General features: G+C 29.9%; 19 protein-coding genes. All 19 read left to right on the top strand.

Annotated elements, in window-relative coordinates; genetic code table 11:
* Positions 1 to 101: 101 nt before the first annotated feature.
* The 19 genes from ACFFLS_RS17870 to rfbA are packed head-to-tail and all read left to right on the top strand — an operon-like array spanning position 102 to position 18,735.
* Positions 102 to 1,643, top strand: coding sequence for a lipopolysaccharide biosynthesis protein (locus ACFFLS_RS17870; RefSeq protein ID WP_379683496.1), 1,542 nt, complete (start codon positions 102 to 104; stop codon positions 1,641 to 1,643).
* 4 nt (positions 1,644 to 1,647) lie between these two features.
* Positions 1,648 to 2,640 (top strand): glycosyltransferase family 92 protein, encoded by a 993-nt coding sequence (locus ACFFLS_RS17865; RefSeq protein WP_379683495.1) that lies wholly within the window; start codon positions 1,648 to 1,650, stop codon positions 2,638 to 2,640.
* 8 nt (positions 2,641 to 2,648) lie between these two features.
* Positions 2,649 to 3,767, top strand: coding sequence for an EpsG family protein (locus ACFFLS_RS17860; protein WP_379683494.1), 1,119 nt, complete (start codon positions 2,649 to 2,651; stop codon positions 3,765 to 3,767).
* Positions 3,768 to 3,770: 3 nt separating this feature from the next.
* A complete protein-coding gene (locus tag ACFFLS_RS17855) occupies positions 3,771 to 4,586 on the top strand; it encodes a glycosyltransferase family 2 protein (protein WP_379683493.1) in 816 nt (271 codons plus the stop codon).
* A 2-nt stretch (positions 4,587 to 4,588) separates the two neighbouring features.
* Positions 4,589 to 5,479, top strand: coding sequence for a glycosyltransferase family 2 protein (locus ACFFLS_RS17850; RefSeq protein ID WP_379683492.1), 891 nt, complete (start codon positions 4,589 to 4,591; stop codon positions 5,477 to 5,479).
* 8 nt (positions 5,480 to 5,487) lie between these two features.
* Complete coding sequence (locus ACFFLS_RS17845; RefSeq protein ID WP_379683491.1) at positions 5,488 to 6,534, top strand: glycosyltransferase family 4 protein; 1,047 nt, start codon at positions 5,488 to 5,490, stop codon at positions 6,532 to 6,534.
* A gap of 2 nt (positions 6,535 to 6,536) precedes the next feature.
* Positions 6,537 to 7,574 (top strand): polysaccharide biosynthesis protein, encoded by a 1,038-nt coding sequence (locus ACFFLS_RS17840; RefSeq protein WP_379683490.1) that lies wholly within the window; start codon positions 6,537 to 6,539, stop codon positions 7,572 to 7,574.
* Between the two features lie 44 nt (positions 7,575 to 7,618).
* Positions 7,619 to 8,740, top strand: a complete 1,122-nt coding sequence (wecB, locus tag ACFFLS_RS17835) for a non-hydrolyzing UDP-N-acetylglucosamine 2-epimerase (RefSeq protein ID WP_379683489.1) — start codon at positions 7,619 to 7,621, stop codon at positions 8,738 to 8,740.
* A 20-nt stretch (positions 8,741 to 8,760) separates the two neighbouring features.
* Positions 8,761 to 9,606: a sugar nucleotide-binding protein gene (locus ACFFLS_RS17830; protein ID WP_379683488.1), complete on the top strand. Its 846-nt coding sequence runs from the start codon at positions 8,761 to 8,763 to the stop codon at positions 9,604 to 9,606.
* Positions 9,606 to 10,808: a glycosyltransferase family 4 protein gene (locus ACFFLS_RS17825; protein ID WP_379683487.1), complete on the top strand. Its 1,203-nt coding sequence runs from the start codon at positions 9,606 to 9,608 to the stop codon at positions 10,806 to 10,808. Before ACFFLS_RS17830 ends, ACFFLS_RS17825 begins: the two co-directional genes overlap by 1 nt.
* Positions 10,809 to 11,705 carry an NAD-dependent epimerase/dehydratase family protein gene (locus ACFFLS_RS17820; RefSeq protein ID WP_379683486.1) on the top strand — a complete coding sequence of 299 codons (897 nt, stop codon included), beginning with the start codon at positions 10,809 to 10,811 and terminating at the stop codon, positions 11,703 to 11,705.
* A 36-nt stretch (positions 11,706 to 11,741) separates the two neighbouring features.
* Positions 11,742 to 12,860, top strand: coding sequence for a GDP-mannose 4,6-dehydratase (gene gmd, locus ACFFLS_RS17815; RefSeq protein WP_379683485.1), 1,119 nt, complete (start codon positions 11,742 to 11,744; stop codon positions 12,858 to 12,860).
* 48 nt (positions 12,861 to 12,908) lie between these two features.
* Positions 12,909 to 13,841: a GDP-L-fucose synthase family protein gene (locus ACFFLS_RS17810; protein WP_379683484.1), complete on the top strand. Its 933-nt coding sequence runs from the start codon at positions 12,909 to 12,911 to the stop codon at positions 13,839 to 13,841.
* 17 nt (positions 13,842 to 13,858) lie between these two features.
* Entirely contained in the window at positions 13,859 to 14,824 is a 966-nt protein-coding gene (locus ACFFLS_RS17805) for an MraY family glycosyltransferase (protein WP_379683483.1), read from the top strand.
* Positions 14,821 to 15,249 (top strand): WxcM-like domain-containing protein, encoded by a 429-nt coding sequence (locus ACFFLS_RS17800; RefSeq protein WP_379683482.1) that lies wholly within the window; start codon positions 14,821 to 14,823, stop codon positions 15,247 to 15,249. Before ACFFLS_RS17805 ends, ACFFLS_RS17800 begins: the two co-directional genes overlap by 4 nt.
* Positions 15,239 to 16,375 (top strand): DegT/DnrJ/EryC1/StrS family aminotransferase, encoded by a 1,137-nt coding sequence (locus tag ACFFLS_RS17795; RefSeq protein ID WP_379683481.1) that lies wholly within the window; start codon positions 15,239 to 15,241, stop codon positions 16,373 to 16,375. Before ACFFLS_RS17800 ends, ACFFLS_RS17795 begins: the two co-directional genes overlap by 11 nt.
* 22 nt (positions 16,376 to 16,397) lie before the next feature.
* Positions 16,398 to 16,946 carry a dTDP-4-dehydrorhamnose 3,5-epimerase gene (gene rfbC, locus ACFFLS_RS17790; RefSeq protein WP_379683480.1) on the top strand — a complete coding sequence of 183 codons (549 nt, stop codon included), beginning with the start codon at positions 16,398 to 16,400 and terminating at the stop codon, positions 16,944 to 16,946.
* A complete protein-coding gene (rfbD, locus tag ACFFLS_RS17785) occupies positions 16,946 to 17,794 on the top strand; it encodes a dTDP-4-dehydrorhamnose reductase (protein ID WP_379683479.1) in 849 nt (282 codons plus the stop codon). Before rfbC ends, rfbD begins: the two co-directional genes overlap by 1 nt.
* A gap of 56 nt (positions 17,795 to 17,850) precedes the next feature.
* On the top strand, positions 17,851 to 18,735 hold the full coding sequence (rfbA, locus tag ACFFLS_RS17780; protein WP_379683478.1) for a glucose-1-phosphate thymidylyltransferase RfbA: 885 nt from the start codon (positions 17,851 to 17,853) through the stop codon (positions 18,733 to 18,735).
* Positions 18,736 to 19,105 lie beyond the last annotated feature (370 nt).

The raw sequence follows: 19,105 nt of genomic DNA, 5'->3' as shown, positions 1-19,105 counted from the left end.
TTACTCTGAAGATTCACTTAATCATTAAAAAATGATAAAAGTTATCTTTTAATATCGATATGAGTAAAAAAGAATAAATAATAGGGCTCTATGCTAAATTTATGAAAGACAATTCTAGAGTAAAAAAAAGTCTAAAGAATGCAAAGTTTGCGTTAGTTTTTTATTGTTGCAATTTAATACTTCAATTTTTTTATAGAAAAGTATTTTTAAATTATTTGGGGGCTGAAGTTTTAGGTTTGAATACAACTGCAATGAATTTATTACAGTTTCTTAATTTAGCAGAACTTGGAGTAGGTGCGGCAATTAGTTATTCACTATATAAACCATTAGGAACTGATGATCATAAACAAATAAATGACATTGTATCTGTTCAAGGATATTTATATAGCAGAATAGGTATTGTAGTAGCGATACTGGCTATTGTACTAATGTTTTTTTTTCCTTATTTTTTCTCTGATATAAAAGTTCCGCTTTGGTATGCATATGCGACATTTGGAGTCTTGTTATTGTCTGCATTAATAGGTTATTTCTTAAATTATCAGCAAATAGTTTTAGTGTCTGATCAAAAAGAATTTAAGTTAAACTATGCATTGCAAGGTGTGAAAATTCTTAAAGTAATTATTCAAATATTATTTATATGCTTCTTTAGTAATGGATATCTATGGTGGCTTTTTTGGGAGCTGATTGCAATTTTGGCAACCGTTTTTGGGATAAAATATATTCTCCATTTAGAATATCCATGGTTGGTAACTAGTATTTCCTCAGGAAAAAAAATGTTAAATGAATATCCTCAAATAACTCATAAAACGAAACAGTTAATTACTCATAAAATAGCTGGCTTTGCATTAAATGAAAGTGGACCTCTGATAATATTTGCATTTACAAGTTTGTCATTTATTGCAAGTTATGGGAATTATTTGTTAATTATTGCAGGAATTACAGCTCTATTGGGAGCTGTCTTTAATAGTACAAATGCTGGAGTTGGAAATTTAGTATCTCAAGCAGATATTAATAGGATTTCGGTGGTTTTTGAAGAATTATTTACATTAAGGTTTTTTTTAACTAGTATAGCATGCTATGGTGTTTTTAAGTTCACGCCAATTTTTATCACATATTGGGTGGGAAAAGAATATTTATTAGAAAAGTCAAATTTAATATTATTGGTAATTATAATGTTTATCAATATTACGAGGCTTACTGTTGATTCTTTTTTAAATGCGTATGGTCTTTTTAAAGATATTGCCGCTCCAATTATTGAAACCATTATTAATATAGGTGTATCTATTTTGTTAGGATATTTTTATGGTATTAATGGAGTTTTGATAGGAGTAATATCTAGTCTTTTCATAATTGTTTTATTGTGGAAACCAATTTTCTTGTTTAAAAGTGGTTTCAAATCGAGTGTAAGTATTTATTTTTTGATGTATTTAAAATTAACAATTATTGTATTTGCAGTTTTTGTTGTAACTCAATATTGTAGCGGTTTTATAGGAATCGATCCATACTCATCAATCGTAAATGGTCTACTTTATTGCTTTATTACAACTTTAATTTTTTTTACATTTTTAACAGTTTTATTTTTTTTGTTTGCAAAAGGCATGAGACAGTTTTATTTCAGATGCAAAATGTATTTAACCAAATAATATTATGACACAAGATATTCAAGATTATTATATAAATGGTAATTTTATTACTAGGGAAAGATTAAAACAAACTTTGTTTAAAAACTATTTTACTCGTTTTATTGCATATTGTTGTAAATCTTTTTTTATCTATATAATAATATTGATTAATAGCTTATTTAAGCGACAGAATATGAATTTTAAATACTCAGTTAGTTTTTGCTGTATATTTAAGAATGAAGCAAGCTATCTTGATGAGTGGATACAATATCATTTAGTGACAGGAATTGAACATTTTTATTTGTACAACAATAATTCAGATGACAATTACTTAGAAATCTTGCAACCATATATAAAGGAAGGTATTGTTGATTTGATTGATTGGTCATTTGAACATTCTCAAATGATTGCTTATGAAGATTGCTATAAAAAGCATAAGAAGGATACAAACTGGTTAGCTTTTATTGATGTAGATGAATTTGTTTGCCCTCTATCTACAAATAATATTTCTTTATGGTTAAAATCGTATAAAAATTATCCAGGTGTGGCAATTTATTGGAAGCAATTTGGTTCACAAGGTAAGTTAGAGCATGATAAAAATAAGTTGGTTATAGAACAGTATACCCAATGTTGGCCTAAGCCAAGTGTCTTTACAAAGATGTTTTGTAATATGAATTTTCCCATATCAGAATTTGATAATCCACATTCTATTAGTTCAAAAATTTTTGGAGTGAAAGTACCGCCTGTAAATCAATTTAAAAATTTCATGAGTTTTGGGATACATCTTTGGCTTCCTTTTCAGCCTTTAACTATACAAATTAATCATTATTGGGGTAAAGCTTATGAATGCTTTGTTGAAAGCAAAATCAATAGAAGCGATGTTTATCATAAAGATAACTTTAAGATGGGACAGGCTAGAAAAAAATTACTAAAATCTCATGAATCAATGTGCACAGTTAGAGATTATTCTATTCAACGTTTTCTTTTGTATACTAAGTTAAGAAATAATCCAAACTAGTTAAATAAATGATTTTTTATATCATTCCTTTCATAGTATCATTTTTTGCTGCAATTGTATTTGATGTTTGTAAATATAAAGATAGTGGTGAATATTTTGTTTGGTTTGGTCTCTACATTTATTTGTCTGCAATTATAGGCTTGCGTTATATGGTTGGAGGGGATAGTTATTTTTATATGTTGTATTTTAATAATATTTCTGCCAATAATATATTAGATTTTTCCTGGGATTCTGAATATCAGCCACTTTTTACCATTTTAAATTCTCTCGCTAAAGCGGTTTACCCTAGTTTTACAACTTTTCAAATTTTTCATGTATTAATAATTAATAGTTGTCTTTTTTATTTTATATGGAAAAATTCAAGACTTCGTTTTAGTGTTTTGTTTTTGTGTCTATTAATGTTTTATATCAATTTTACAGTTGAAATTTTACGTGAATCTCTTGCAATAATGGTTTTTGTAATTAACTACAAAAATCTTGAGAATAACAAGTGGATTCGATATTATATAGGTGTTTTTATTGCAATTCTGTTTCATCTTTCGGCTGTATTTTTAATAGTTTTACCATTTTTGAAATTTTTGCGCATTAATAGAAATTATATTCTATTGTTGATTGTTGTTTTACTGGCTCTAAATCAACTAAATTATCTTTTTACTTTTTTTGAAAATGTTGATAAAATTAACAAAAAAGTTAATGATTATTCAGAAGCTTCATATGGTTGGAAGTCTACCTTTTTATTCTTTGCTACTAGGACTCTTATTCCAATAGGCCTTTTTTATTGGGCAAAGAGTAAATTTGATATCTTAATAAGATATGAGTACTTAATTTGTGTATTTGGTTTATTAGGAGTTTGTTCAATTTTCAATACTATAATTTTTACTCGATTTACTAACTATATAATGTTATTTTACTGTATTTCATTAGCAGATGTATTGATTCCATTTTTTAGACAAAAAATTATTACCTCAAGCAAACTAATTGTTGTAACGACATTTATTTTTATTTTGTTTACAAGTGGTTATACATCATTTTATTGGCCAGCAGGCTATTATATGAAATGGATTCCTTATTATTCAGTTTTTAGTTATGAATCTGAGAGTGATAAATTTATTGATAGAGATTATTAAATTATGATAGCAATACTATTGTCAACCTATAATGGAGAGAAATACTTGCGTGATCAATTGGAAAGTTTGTATTCCCAAACATATAAAGAATTCCAATTATTCGTCAGGGATGATGGTTCAACTGATTCTACAATAAGTATTTTAGAAGAATATGAAAGTAAATACTCAAATATTAAGTTGTTTGAGAGTGAAACGACAAATTTGGGAGCCTGTGAAAGTTTTATCTGGTTGTTAAAAAATGTAAAGGCAGAATATTATATGTTTTGTGATCAGGATGATATTTGGTTTCCTTCTAAAGTGCAAATTAGCTTAGATGCTTTAGAATCTGAGAGTAAAAGATCTAATGAAAAAGCAATAATAGTACATACCGACCTTGTAGTTACAGATAATAATTTAAATATTACTGCTAAGTCTTTGTGGGAAAATGATAACATAAACCCGTCAAAAATAACGAGAAAATATTTGAAATTGGTGAATTATGTGACAGGATGTACAATGATGTTTAACCGTAAAGCAAGGGATTTATCTATAGATTATACCGGAAATATTTTAATGCATGATTTTTGGATAAGCCTTTGTGTAGATTCTTCTAATGGGGCAATCGTATCTTTACCCATTCCAACGATTTATTATAGACAACATGCTAATAATACTATCGGAGCCTCCAGTAAAAAGTATAGATTTCCTATCCTTCAAAGATATTTTCATATGCCGGATTTTACCTATTCTAATAATTTATATAAAGTAATTCGTGCAAAGTATGGTATTGGTTTTGTTAAGTATTTGATTATTAGGATTAGCTATTATCTAAAGTTTTAAAGATGGATGGAGTGAATGTTTCTGTGGTAATTGTAAATTACAATACTCTTAAAATGACGAATGAATGCATAGAAAGTTTGCATAAGTTTACTAAAGATACTGTTGTAGAAATTGTACTAGTTGATAATGCGTCAACAGATGGAAGTAAAGATTTTTTTTCAAATGACAAACGAATTAGATATTTATATTTGGAAGAAAATATTGGTTTTGGTAGAGCAAATAATGTTGGAGCAGAAGTGTCTTATGGGAAATACATTTTTTTGTTAAACTCAGATACTATTCTTTTAGATGATGTGATTAGTAAGCTTTTTAATTTTGCTGAAAAGCATTTAAAGGATGATTTAGGAGCAGTCGGAACATGTTTGATTAATTCAAATAAAGAAGATGCTCTTTCGTTTGGACAATTTGTAACTTCTAAGAGAATTTATAGAAGATTATTAGAGACCTTTAAAATATATAAAAATAAATTTGAACTAGAGACATATGCAAAGCTTAATGAAAAGGGATTTTTAGAAGTTGATTTTGTGTCAGGAGCTGATTTGTTTATTCCTAAAACTGTATTTAATAAGATAAATGGTTTTGATCATGATTTTTTTATGTATTATGAAGAAACAGATCTCCAAAAACGTATGTCTAAATTAAATCTAAAGAGATATATCATTAATGTTAGAGATATAATTCATTTAGAAGGAGGGAGTTTTGAAGAAAAGTTGCCTTTTAGAAGAAAAATGATGATGACAAAGGGAATGAAACTTTATATTAATAAACACTTTAAGGGAATTTATAAATTTCAAATTATTATTCTTTCATTTTTAATTTTATTAAAAGATTTATTTAAACTTAATTACACAGTATCTCAAAAAATTTCTTTGATAAGAGAAGTTTTTAAATAAAAAATATTATGAAAATAGCTTTTATATTGCCCAGTTTAGTAAATACAGGGCCAATTGTTGTAGTACATAATATAGTTAATCATCTGAAAGATAAAGTTGATTTGATTGATGTTTACTATTTAGATGATGATTCTTCAACATTGAATTTTGAGTGTAATGTTTTTAAGATTGATAAAAATAACCCTGTTAAATTTGATGATTATGACGTAATTCATAGTCATACGCTAAGAGCAGATTACTATGTTTATAAATGGAGAAAAAGAATTTCTCGTGCAAAAATTATAAGCACAATTCATCAAGATACGTTCAAAAGTTTTTCCATGGAGTATAATAATTTTGTATCTTTTTTTTTAACTCATTATTGGTGTCATATTCATCGAAGATTTGATGGTGTTATATCTATATCTAATCAGATAAAAGATAAATACAATAATTTGTTATCGAATAATTTAACAACAATTTATAATGGATGTACAATAGATAACATAGATACAGATGCAGCAATAGAAAAATCAATTACTAAATATAAAGAGGAAGGGTATAAAGTCCTTGGAGCATATGCCTATATTACAAAAAGAAAAGGGCTTTCACAAGTTGTTAAAGTTTTAGAACTATTACCTAATTATGTTTTTGTTTTGATAGGGGATGGTCCAGATTTAGTAAAAATAAAAGAGATTGTAAAAAAACTAAATCTATCAGATAGAGTACTGTTTTTACCTTATATGCATGCGCCATATTCATATTTAGATTTTTTTGATATTTATATGATGCCTTCTTATTCTGAAGGATTTGGTTTAGCAATGGTAGAAGCTGCTTTAGCTAAAAAATCTATAGTTTGTTCTAATTTACCTTCTTTTAATGAGATTTTTAATTCAGAAGAAGTGTGCTTTTTCGAATTAGACAATTTATCATCGCTACAAAAATCTATTGAAACTGCCTATTTAGAGCGCCATCAAAGAGGAGAACGTGCAAACTCTAAAGCTGTTATGTTTTTTACCGCAGAAAAAATGGCAGAAAACCACTTGTCATATTATAAAAAAATATTAAAAAATTAATTATGCCTACTTTTAAACATAAAACACTTTTAATTACAGGAGGAACCGGATCTTTTGGACATGCAGTTCTTAATCGTTTTTTGCATACAGATCATTTTAGCGAAATACGTATTTTTTCTCGCGATGAAAAAAAACAAGATGACATGCGTAATCAGTTAAAAAATGATAAATTAAAATTTTACATAGGAGATGTTAGGGACTATAATAGTGTTGAACGTGCAATGCGAGGTGTGGATTATGTATTCCATGCGGCGGCTCTAAAACAAGTTCCTTCATGTGAATTTTTTCCTTTAGAAGCAACAAAAACCAATGTTTTTGGAACTCAAAATGTTATTGACGCGGCAGGAATTAATAAAGTTAAAAAAGTAATTTGTTTAAGTACGGACAAAGCAGCTTATCCTATAAATGCTATGGGCATCTCTAAAGCTTTAATGGAAAAAGTTGCCATTGCCGCAGCTAGAAACCTCACTGATACAACTGTTTGTTTAACAAGATATGGAAATGTAATGGCATCTCGAGGATCTGTTATTCCTTTGTTTTTAAAACAAATTAAAGAAGGTAATCCAATAACAATTACAGACCCAAAAATGACACGGTTCTTAATGTCGTTAGATGAGGCAGTAGAATTAGTGTTATTCGCTTTCGAGCATGGGAATCCTGGAGATTTGTTTGTGAATAAAGCTCCCGCTGGAACAATTGGTGATTTAGCTCAAGCATTAAAAGACTTATGTAAGGCCGATACAGAAATTAAAATTATCGGAACACGTCATGGTGAGAAGCTATATGAAACGTTATGCACTAGAGAAGAAATGATAAAAGCGATTGATATGGGAGATTTTTATTGTATTCCTGCCGACAATCGTGATTTGAACTATGCCAAGTATTTTTCAGAAGGTGAAGAAGAGATTGCTACTGCAGAGGATTATCATTCCCACAATACAGAACAACTTGGAGTACAAGGAATGAAAAAATTGTTGTCAAATTTACCATTAATCCGAAAAGAAGTTTTCGGAGAAGATATTTTTGTTTCAGCGAATTAGAAATATGAATTTTTTATAGAGAAATATTTTAAGTAAAAACGAATATGAAAAAGATTAAAGTGGCAACTATAATGGGGACTCGTCCTGAAATTATTAGATTGGCAGAATGCATTAAATTATGTGACCAATATTTTGAACATATAGTCATACACACAGGACAAAATTATGACTATGAGTTAAATGAAATTTTTTTTGAAGATTTAGAACTTAGAAAACCTGATTTTTTCTTGAATGTTGCAGGAGAACATTTAGGTGAAACTATTGGTAATGTTATTTCAAAATCTTATGAAATACTTGCACAAGAAAAACCAGACGCTTTGTTAGTATTAGGGGATACAAATAGTGTTTTAAGTACAATTGCCGCTAAGAGATTAAAAATACCAATTTTCCATATGGAGGCTGGGAATAGATGTTTTGACCAAAATGTTCCCGAAGAAATTAATAGAAAAATTTCAGATCATATTTCAGATATAAATCTTACTTATACAGAACATAGTCGAAGATATTTATTGAGTGAAGGTTTTAGAAAGGATCATGTATTTGTTACAGGCTCACCATTGTTTGAAGTCTTGAGAAAAAATGAAACTAAAATTCAAAGTTCAAATATTGTTGAAAAGTTAAAATTAGAAAAAGGAGAGTACATTGTTGTCAGTGCGCATAGAGAGGAAAATATTGATTTGAAAAATCATTTCGAAATTTTAGTAGATTCATTAAATACAGTTGCTGAAAAATATAAAATGCCAATTGTTTTTTCAACACACCCAAGAACGCGAAAAAGAATAGAGAATTCGAATATCGTTTTTAATCCTTTAATTGTAAATGTTGCTCCTTTAGGTTTTTTTGATTATGTTAAGTTGCAACAAGATGCATATGTAGTTTTGTCCGATAGTGGTACAATTAGTGAAGAGGCAGCTATGATGGGGTTTCCAGCTGTAAGCATTAGAACAAGTACCGAAAGACCAGAAGCGATTGATGCAGGGACAATTGTTTTAGGAGGTATTACTAAAGAAAGTATGATTAACTCAATTGAAATTACTAAAGGTCTTTCGATCGGTGATAATTCACAATTGCCATTTGAGTATACCATCAATAATACTTCAGAAAGAGTAGTAAGAATAATTCAAAGTTATACACCAATAGTGAATAAAGTTATTTGGGATAAATAATTATCTTTAAATCATTTAAGATGAAGAAAGTATTAATAATTGGTATTAAGGGAATGGCAGGACATATATTGTTTAAAATGTTGCCAACTTTGGGAGAATACGATGTTTATGGAATTGCAAGAAATATTGAAGCGACCAATAAAATTTTTAACCTTGATGTGTACAATACAGAAGAATTAAAAAAAATCATCGATATCAATTTTGACATAATAATTAATTGTATTGGAATTTTAAATAAAGATGCAGAGAACAACCCAGATAAAGCAATTTGGTTTAATAGTTATTTTCCACACTTGTTAGAATCAATTACTAAAAATACCAAAACAAGGGTAATTAGTATTAGTACAGATTGTGTTTTTTCAGGAAAAAAAGGAAACTATACAGAGTCAGATTTTAAAGACGGGCAAGGTTTCTATGCAACATCAAAAGCCTTAGGCGAGATTGTTAATGACAAAGATTTAACAATCAGAACATCGATTATTGGGCCGGAGTTAAATAGAGAAGGGATAGGACTATTTCACTGGTTCATGCAACAAAAAAATGAAGTCAATGGATATTCACAAGCTTTTTGGTCCGGAATAACAACGGTTGAATTGGCAAAGGTGATTCATCAATCAATTTTGCAAAACATAACGGGCTTAATAATTATTTCAGGAACAAACAAAATTGATAAATTCAGTTTGCTAAAAATTTTTAATAAAGTCTTTAAAAATAATTCACTCACTATTTTAGAAAATGCCAACTATAAAGTTGACAAAAGCATGGAAAGTTCTAGGAATGATTTTATTTACGAGGTTTTGCCTTATGAAGAAATGATTTTAGAAATGAAACAATGGGTAGATAGCGGTAATTATGATTATAACTAATGAAAATATTAATTGTTACGCAATATTTTTGGCCAGAGAGTTTTAAAATTAATGATTTAGCATTAGGGCTAAAAGAGAGAGGACACGAAGTTTCAATTTTAACAGCTATACCGAATTATCCCAAAGGTGATTTTTTTGATAATTATTCATTTTGGAAAAATAATGATGAAGATTGGAATGGAATCAAAATTTATAGATCTAAAATATTTTCTAGAGGCAGTGGGAGCGTAAGATTATTGTTGAACTATATTTCATTTGTTTTCTTTTGCAGTATAAAGGTCTTTTTTATAAAAGAAAAGTTTGATAAGATATTCGTTTATGAGCCTTCTCCCATAACAGTTGGGATTCCTGCAATTGTGGCGGGTAGAAAAATGAAAATACCATTTTATTTTTGGGTTCAAGATTTATGGCCAGAAAGCTTGTCTGCAGCTGGCGGAATAAAAAATAAATTTGTTTTAAATTTTTTTGATAGAATTACAAAGATGATATACAGTAAATCGAAAAAGATTTTAGTTCAATCAAAAGGCTTTGAAGATTATATTAATGCGCAAGGAAACTTTAAAGACAAACTTATTTACTATCCCAATTCTGCTGAAAAATTATACAAACCTGTGGCTCCAACTTTAGATTATGAATCTAAGTTACCTAAAGGTTTTAAACTTTTATTTGCGGGTAATTTAGGTGAAGCACAAGGTATCGATACCTTGATTGAGGCAGCAAAGATTGTTAAAGAAAAAAAGGTTGAAGTAAATTGGGTTTTTTTAGGAGATGGACGTCAAAAAGAATATTATATAAATAAAGTAAAGGAAAAAGATTTGGAATCTAATTTCTTCTTTCTTGGTTCATTTCCATCTGATACAATGCCCAATTTTTTTTCTTGCACGGATGCTCTAATTGTGTCATTAAAAAAAGATAAAATATTTTCTCTCACTATTCCTTCTAAATTACAATCTTATTTAGCTTGTGGGAAACCTATCTTGGCTTCATTAGATGGAGAAGGTGCAAAAATTGTACAAGAAGCAAAAGCAGGTTTTTCTTCACCGGCTGAAGATGCAACATTATTTGCAGAAAACGTTATTAAATTTTATAATTTATCTTTAGAGCAAAGAGTTCAAATGCAAGATAATGCTTTGAAATATTTTAAGAATGAATTTGAAAGAGAAAAATTGATAGATAAACTTCTTGAAATATTAAAAAATTAAATGGAAATAGTTATATCTGGGGCTTCAGGTTTTGTTGGGAAAAATTTAACAAATTATTTGTCTAGTTTTAATTTTTCAATCAAAAGTATTTCATTGAGAAATAATGGCTGGAAAGGAAATTTGCAAAGTAGTGCGATAATTCATTTAGCTGGTAAAGCTCACGATACAAAAAACACAAGTGATGCTTCAATTTATTTTGAGGTAAATACAAATTTAACAAAGGAATTATTTGATGTTTTTTTAGAAAGCGAAATTAACGATTTTATTTATTTCAGCAGTGTAAAAGCTGTTGCAGATAAAGTTCAAGAAGTTTTGTTTGAGGATGTAAATGGAAATCCAAAAACACCTTACGGACAGTCTAAGTGGCAAGCTGAAGAATATATTTTGTCAAAAGAAATTCCTGTAGGAAAGAGAATTTTTATCATTAGGCCTTGTATGATTCATGGTCCCGGAAATAAAGGAAACTTAAATTTACTTTTTAATGTAGTTAAGAAAGGAATTCCGTATCCTTTAACATCTTTTTATAATGAAAGATCATTTTTAGGTATTGATAATCTCAATTTTTTAATTAAAGAAATTCTTGAAAATAAAGAAATTCCTTCTGGAGTTTATAATTTTTCTGATGATGAATTTTTATCTACAAATGAAGTAGTTAAGGTTATATCATCGGTCTTAAATAAAAAAGATAAATCAATTGCAGTTCCTAAAACAATCATCACTACTATAGCAAAAGTGGGGGATTTAATACGATTTCCACTGAATTCAGAAACTATTCAAAAATTAACTGAAAATTATAGGGTTTCAAATCAAAAAATTAAAACAGCCATTGGAATTGAAAAGCTTCCATTTACGGCTAAAGAAGGACTCACAAAAACAATTAAAAGTTTTGTAAAATAAGTAATAATTCAAAACTTTTAAGTTAATTATAAAAAAATGAAGGTAGCACTTATAACAGGAATTACAGGTCAAGATGGATCATACTTAGCAGAATTATTATTAGAGAAAGGATATATGGTTCATGGTGTAAAAAGAAGAGCTTCTTCTTTTAATACCCAACGTATTGATCACATTTACCAAGATCAGCACGAAGCTCATGTAAATTTTAAATTACATTACGGAGATTTGACCGATTCAACCAATGTTATTAGGATTATCCAAGAGGTACAACCTGATGAAATCTATAACTTGGGAGCAATGAGTCATGTTAAGGTATCTTTTGATTCTCCAGAATATGTTGCCAATGTTGATGGTATAGGGACGCTTAGAATTTTGGAAGCAGTTCGTATTTTAGGTTTAGAAAAGAAAACACGTATTTATCAGGCATCGACGTCTGAATTATATGGTGGTTTGGCTGAAAATAAAAATGAAAAAGGATTTTATGATGAGAACTCACCGTTTTACCCACGTTCTCCATATGGCGTAGCAAAGATTTATGGTTTTTGGATTACTAAAAATTATCGTGAAGCTTACAATATGTATGCATGTAACGGAATTTTATTTAATCACGAGTCTCCACGTCGTGGAGAAACTTTTGTTACTCGCAAAATAACTATGGCTGCTGCTGCAATCGCCCTTGGTGAACAAGACTGTTTGTATTTAGGTAACTTAGATGCACAACGTGATTGGGGACATGCTAAAGATTATGTGGAAGCTATGTGGCGTATTTTACAGCAAGATGTTGCAGAAGATTATGTTATTGCAATGGGTGAAACTACTTATGTACGTGACTTTGTAAGAATGTCATTTGCAGAGCTTGGTATTGAAGTCGAGTTTAAAGGCGAAGGAGTAAATGAAAAAGGCTTTGTTGCTTCTTGCAGTAATCCGGCTTATGAAATTGAAGTTGGAAAACAGATTATTGCCGTTGATCCAGAATATTTCCGTCCGACGGAAGTAGATTTGCTTATTGGAGATCCAACGAAATCTAAAACTAAATTAGGATGGGTGCCAAAATATGATTTAGCTGGATTAGTTAAGGAAATGATAGCATCTGATCTTCAGTATGTACAGAAAGAGAAAATGATAAAAGAAGTAAGATCAGCTATTCGATATTAATTTTAAAAATACAACCTAGAGTATTTTAGATTTAAGAAAAGAAATATTATGAATTTACAAGATAAAATATATATAGCTGGACATAGGGGTATGGTAGGTTCAGCAATTTTACGTCAATTAAAAGAAAAGGGATATTCGAATTTTGTATTGAAAACTTCTTCAGAATTAGATTTAAGAAATCAGCAAGCGGTAGCAGACTTTTTTGCTGAAGAAAAACCGGATTATGTTTTTTTAGCCGCCGCAAAAGTAGGAGGTATCATTGCCAACAATACTTATAAAGGTGATTTTATTTATGAAAACCTGATGATTCAGAATAACGTTATTCATCAAGCCTATTTAAATGAAGTTAAGAAATTAATGTTTCTTGGTTCTTCGTGCATCTATCCAAAAATGGCACCACAGCCATTAAAAGAAGAGTATATGCTTACAGGAGAATTGGAGCCAACAAACGAACCTTACGCAATTGCAAAAATTGCAGGTATAAAAATGTGCGACGCTTATAGAGATCAGTTTGGATGTAATTTTATTTCAGTAATGCCTACCAATTTGTATGGACCAAATGATAATTACGATTTAAAGAATTCTCATGTACTGCCGGCAATGCTTCGAAAATTTATTATTGCTAAAAGAAATGGAGATGCATCTGTCACAATTTGGGGAACAGGAAGTCCGAAAAGGGAGTTTTTGCATGCCGACGATCTTGCTGAAGCTTGTGTATATTTAATGAAAAATTATGATGAACAAGGATTAGTAAATATTGGAGTAGGTGAAGATATCTCTATTTTAGATTTGGCTATTTTAGTTAAAAAAGTTGTTGGATTTGAAGGAGAAATTTTAACTGACACTTCTAAGCCAGACGGTACCCCACGTAAGCTTATGGATGTTTCTAAACTTAATAGTTTTGGATGGAAAGCTAAAACTTCCTTAGAAGAAGGCATTCAAAAAGTTTATGATGAAATAAAAGATACTAATTGGGAGTAATCTCATTAAGATAAATAATGGAATTTATACTACTAGGACTAATATTAATGATTTTAATGCTCCTCTATTTTAGAGTGGCTGACCGCTTTAATATAATTGATAAACCAAATTTACGAAGTTCACATACTGAGATAACTCTAAGAGGAGGCGGAATTATTTTTTGGTTTGCCTCTTTAATTTATTTTCTGCAACATCATCAACATAACTATTTGTTTTTTACAGGAATCACTTTAGTTAGTTTGATAAGTTTCTGGGATGATATTCAAAGTTTGTCAAATAAAATCAGAATATCAATCCATTTTCTGGCTATTTCATTGATTTTTTTTGACCTTGGAATTTTCCAGGTTTTACCCATTTGGCAGATTATTGCTGTATATATTCTTTCCATAGGTTTAATCAACGCCTATAATTTTATGGATGGAATAAATGGTATAACTGGTTTATATACTTTGTCAGTAATGGGAGCATTATTATATGTAAATACAAAAGTGCAGCTCTTTGTAGATGGAAGTTTCATAAAATATGCTATGATTGCAAGCTTGGTATTTCTGTTCTTTAATTACAGAAAAAGAGCTAAATGTTTTGCAGGAGATGTGGGAAGTATCGCCGTTGCATTTTGGATTATTTACTTGGTTCTGAAACTTATTTTGAATACAAGCTCTTTAATATGGCTTTTGTTTTTAGCTGTTTATGGAGTAGATGCGATTTGCACTATTTTACATCGTTTATATTTAAAACAAAATATTTTTGAAGCTCATCGCTTACATCTTTATCAGGTTTTAAGCAATGAGTATAAAATACAGCACAGACTTGTTTCGCTTTATTATGCTGTAGTCCAAAGTGTAATTTCATTTTTAGTAGTATCTCTTTATCAGAAAGTAGAAGATGCAATTTTATTTGCAATTGTAATTGTTCCATTATTAATAGTATATTCATCAAAGTTTTATTTGTTGAATAAATACAATATGAAAGTAAACGTATGAATCCAAAAGTAATTCAGGGAGGAAATTTTTCAGATCATCGAGGAAGCATTTCGTATGTGAACGATTTTACTTTTGAAGATATTGAACGATTTTACATTATAAGTAATTCTGATGAAAATCCCATTCGTGCATGGCAGGGGCATAAATTAGATGCAAAGAATTTTTATTGTTTAACAGGTTCTTTTAAGATTCATTTTGTAAAAGTAGATAATTGGGAAAATCCCTCTAAAGATTTGCCGATTGAAACAGTTGTAGTTTCAGAATCAGACAGTAAAGTTGTTCATATTCCTGCCGGCTATGCTAATGCAATTGAGTCTCTAGAATCAAACTCAAAATTAATTTCGTTTTCGACTCTTCCATTAACAAAAGTTAGTGAGGACGATGTTCGATATGAAAGTAATTATTGGAAAATAAATGCACAATAAAAGAATTTACCTTTCACTGCCCAAACAAAGCGGTTCTGAACAGAAATATATTAAAAATGCATTTGAAACCAATTGGATTACTTCTGGTGGACCAAATGTTGAAGAGTTTGAACACAAATTAGAAAAATATTTTGAAGAGAAATCATTTGTAACTGCATTAAATTCGGGAACTTCTGCTATTCATCTGGCTTTGATTTTACTAGGAGTAAAAGCAGGCGATGAAGTTATTTGTCAAAGCATGACTTTTTCAGCGTCGGCAAATCCAATTTTATATCAGGGAGCTGTTCCAGTTTTTGTAGACAGCGAAAGTGATACATGGAATATTTGTCCACAATTTTTAGAAATAGCAATTCAGGATAGAATCAAAAGAGGCAAAAAACCAAAAGCAATAATAACTGTACACCTCTACGGAAACCCATATAAGGTTGAAGAAGTACACGCAGTGGCTAATAAATACGATATTCCAGTAATAGAAGATAGTGCAGAAGCTTTAGGGAGCAGTTTTAAAGGACAGAAATGTGGTACTTTTGGTAGTTTGGGGATTTTATCGTTTAACGGAAATAAAATTATAACAACTTCAAGCGGCGGAGCACTAATTTCAAATTCTGTAGCTGTCAAGAATAGAGCTTTATTTTTTGCGACTCAAGCCAAAGACAAAGCAGTTCATTATCAGCATAGTGAAATTGGTTATAACTATAGAATGAGTAATGTTTGTGCAGGAATTGGACTTGGCCAAATGGAAATTTTGCACAAAAATATTGAGGCGAGAAGAGAAACAAACGCTTTTTATAAAGAGCTTTTTAGGAATATTGATGAGGTGACGGTTTTTGAAAATCTAAACCAGGATTTTTTTTCGAATTGCTGGCTGACAACGATTCTAGTTGAAGCTCAAAATAAAAAAAATAGCAATAGGGAAAATTTAAGAATGGCATTTGAAGACGCAAATATTGAATGTCGCCCTCTTTGGAAGCCGATGCATCTGCAACCTATTTTTGAAAAACATCCTTATTATGGTGAAAATACTGCAGAAGAATTATTTGATAAAGGATTGTGTCTTCCATCGGGAAATCTATCGCTAGAAAATAAAAACAGAATAAAAGAAGTAGTTCTAAACTTCTTTGTGTAATAAATATATTTGAAAAGTTAATATGAAAATAGAAGAAACATTTATAAAAGATTTAGTAATTGTAGAGCCAACCGTTTTTGGTGATGAAAGAGGTTATTTTTTTGAATCATACAGTAAAACCAAATTTGAAGATTTAGGAATTAATATTGATTTTGTTCAAGACAATCAATCCTTTTCAAAAAAAGGAACTTTAAGGGGGTTGCACTATCAAAATCCTCCTTTTGCGCAGACAAAATTAGTTCGTGTTTTAGAAGGAGAAATTATAGATGTTGCAGTTGATTTAAGAAAAGATTCTCCGACATATGGAAAATCATTTAGTGTTTTGTTATCTTCAGAAAACAAAAAACAATTATTAGTTCCTCAAGGATTTGCACATGGATTTTCTGTTATCAGTGAAACAGCTTCGGTTATGTACAAATGCGATCAATTTTATAACAAAGCTTCTGAAGGTGGAATTAAATACGATGATTCTTCGTTAAATATAGATTGGGGTATGGATTTAAATGATGCTATTGTTTCTGAAAAAGACCAAATATTACCTTCTATTGAAAATTGTAATAGTTTATTCTAATGAAGAAAATTCTTGTAACTGGAGCAACAGGCCAATTAGGATCTGAACTTAACCTTTTATCTTCTTCTTATTCTCAGTATGAGTGGATATTTGCAGGTCGTACAAAAGCGACATTGGATGATTTGGAATTGCTTCAAACTCAATTAAATGAAATTAAACCCGATATTGTCTTTAATTGCGGAGCTTACACAGCAGTAGATAAAGCGGAGTCTGAAAGAGATTTGGCTTTCAAAATAAATCATTTAGCAGTAGAATTACTTGCAAAATATACAGCGAAAAATAATGCTAAATTAATTCATGTTTCGACAGATTACGTTTTTGATGGAACATCATCTGTTGCTTTAGATGAAAAAGCAGAAACAAACCCAATAAATGTTTACGGAGAAAGTAAATTAGAGGGAGAAAAGGCGTGTTTAAAAGAAAATCCAAATTCGATTATCATTAGGACTTCATGGGTTTATAGCAAGTTTGGAAATAATTTCGTGAAAACGATGCAACGATTAATGCAAGAAAGAGATTCCATTAATGTTGTAAATGATCAGATTGGTTCACCAACACATGCTGCAGATTTGGCGCAGGCAATGATTCATATAATCGAATTTTCGGAATGGATTCCTGGAATTTATAATTATTCAAATGAGGGTGAAATAAGCTGGTACGATTTTGCGTTGTCAATTAAAGAGATGGGGGACTATAAATGTAATATTAGTGGGATTCCATCATCGTCATATCCAACGCCAGCAAAACGTCCAGAATTTTCATTGTTGGACAAGAAAAAAATTAAAAGTACTTACAACCTAAAAGTGCCAGATTATAAAGAAAGTTTAAAGAGAATTTTTGTAGAATAGCGTATTTTGATTATCGATAATGTTAGAATCAAAAATCTAAAACTAAAATGAGTTTTATGAAAGGAATTATATTAGCCGGAGGTTCCGGAACAAGATTACATCCATTAACGTTAGCAGTAAGCAAGCAATTGATGCCGGTTTATGATAAACCAATGATTTATTATCCATTATCAACGTTGATGATGGCTGGAATTAATGAAATTTTGATTATTTCAACTCCTCATGATTTGCCTCATTTTAAAAAACTCCTAGGAGATGGAAGTACAATAGGTTGTAAATTTAGTTACGCAGAACAGCCAAATCCAAATGGACTAGCGCAGGCTTTCGTAATAGGAGAAGAATTTATTGGAAAAGACAAAGTTGCTTTGGTTCTTGGAGATAATATATTCTTTGGAACCAATATGCAACAATTACTTAAGGACAATGCTGACCCAGATGGAGGTGTTGTTTTTGCTTATCATGTCGCTGATCCTGAAAGGTATGGTGTAGTAGAGTTTGATGAAAATAAAAATGCTATTTCAATAGAGGAAAAACCACTAGATCCAAAATCTAATTATGCAGTTCCAGGTTTGTATTTTTACGATAATTCGGTAGTTGAAATTGCAAAGAACATCAAACCAAGCGCTCGTGGAGAATATGAAATTACTGATGTAAATAAAGTTTATCTTGAAAATGGGAAACTAAAAGTAGGTATTTTAAGTAGAGGAACAGCTTGGTTAGATACTGGAACATTTAGTAGTTTGATGCAAGCTGGACAGTTTGTTCAGGTTCTAGAGGAAAGACAAGGACTTAAGGTAGGTTGTATTGAAGAAATAGGATGGAGACAAGGTTTTATTAGTGACAATCAACTACAAAAATTGGCAGAACCGTTAATTAAATCTGGATATGGAAGCTATTTATTAGGGCTCTTGAAACAAAAAACAACCGGAGGGAAAATTTAACTTTTACAAATTGACTATAAATTAACACGGTAAAATATGTTTTTTGATTTACCAATTGCAAGATTAGAAATACTATTGCCAAAATTAATGGTTAATTTTATTAGTTCAATTTTTAATAACAAATAGAATTGTTATAGTTTAATTTTAATAGAAACACTTTTTTAACATCTTTAATTAGTACTTTTGTAAGTACAGATTAAATTATCACACCTAACTAAACCAAATTGAATACAGAAAAGCCGACTAGTTTAGCCTCTATATTATATAATACTTTTTCGCCAAGAAATCTGAGAGCTAATATTAATAATCTAAGTTATCTACCTAGGTGGATTATCGTGGCTATTGATGTAATGGTTCTTTTCTTTTCTTT

It is taken from the genome of Flavobacterium procerum (genome assembly GCF_042431625.1).
Taxonomy (GTDB): domain Bacteria; phylum Bacteroidota; class Bacteroidia; order Flavobacteriales; family Flavobacteriaceae; genus Flavobacterium; species Flavobacterium procerum.
The sequence above is the reverse complement of the archived record's forward strand: the minus strand, read 5'-3'. Positions and strand labels throughout refer to the sequence as shown.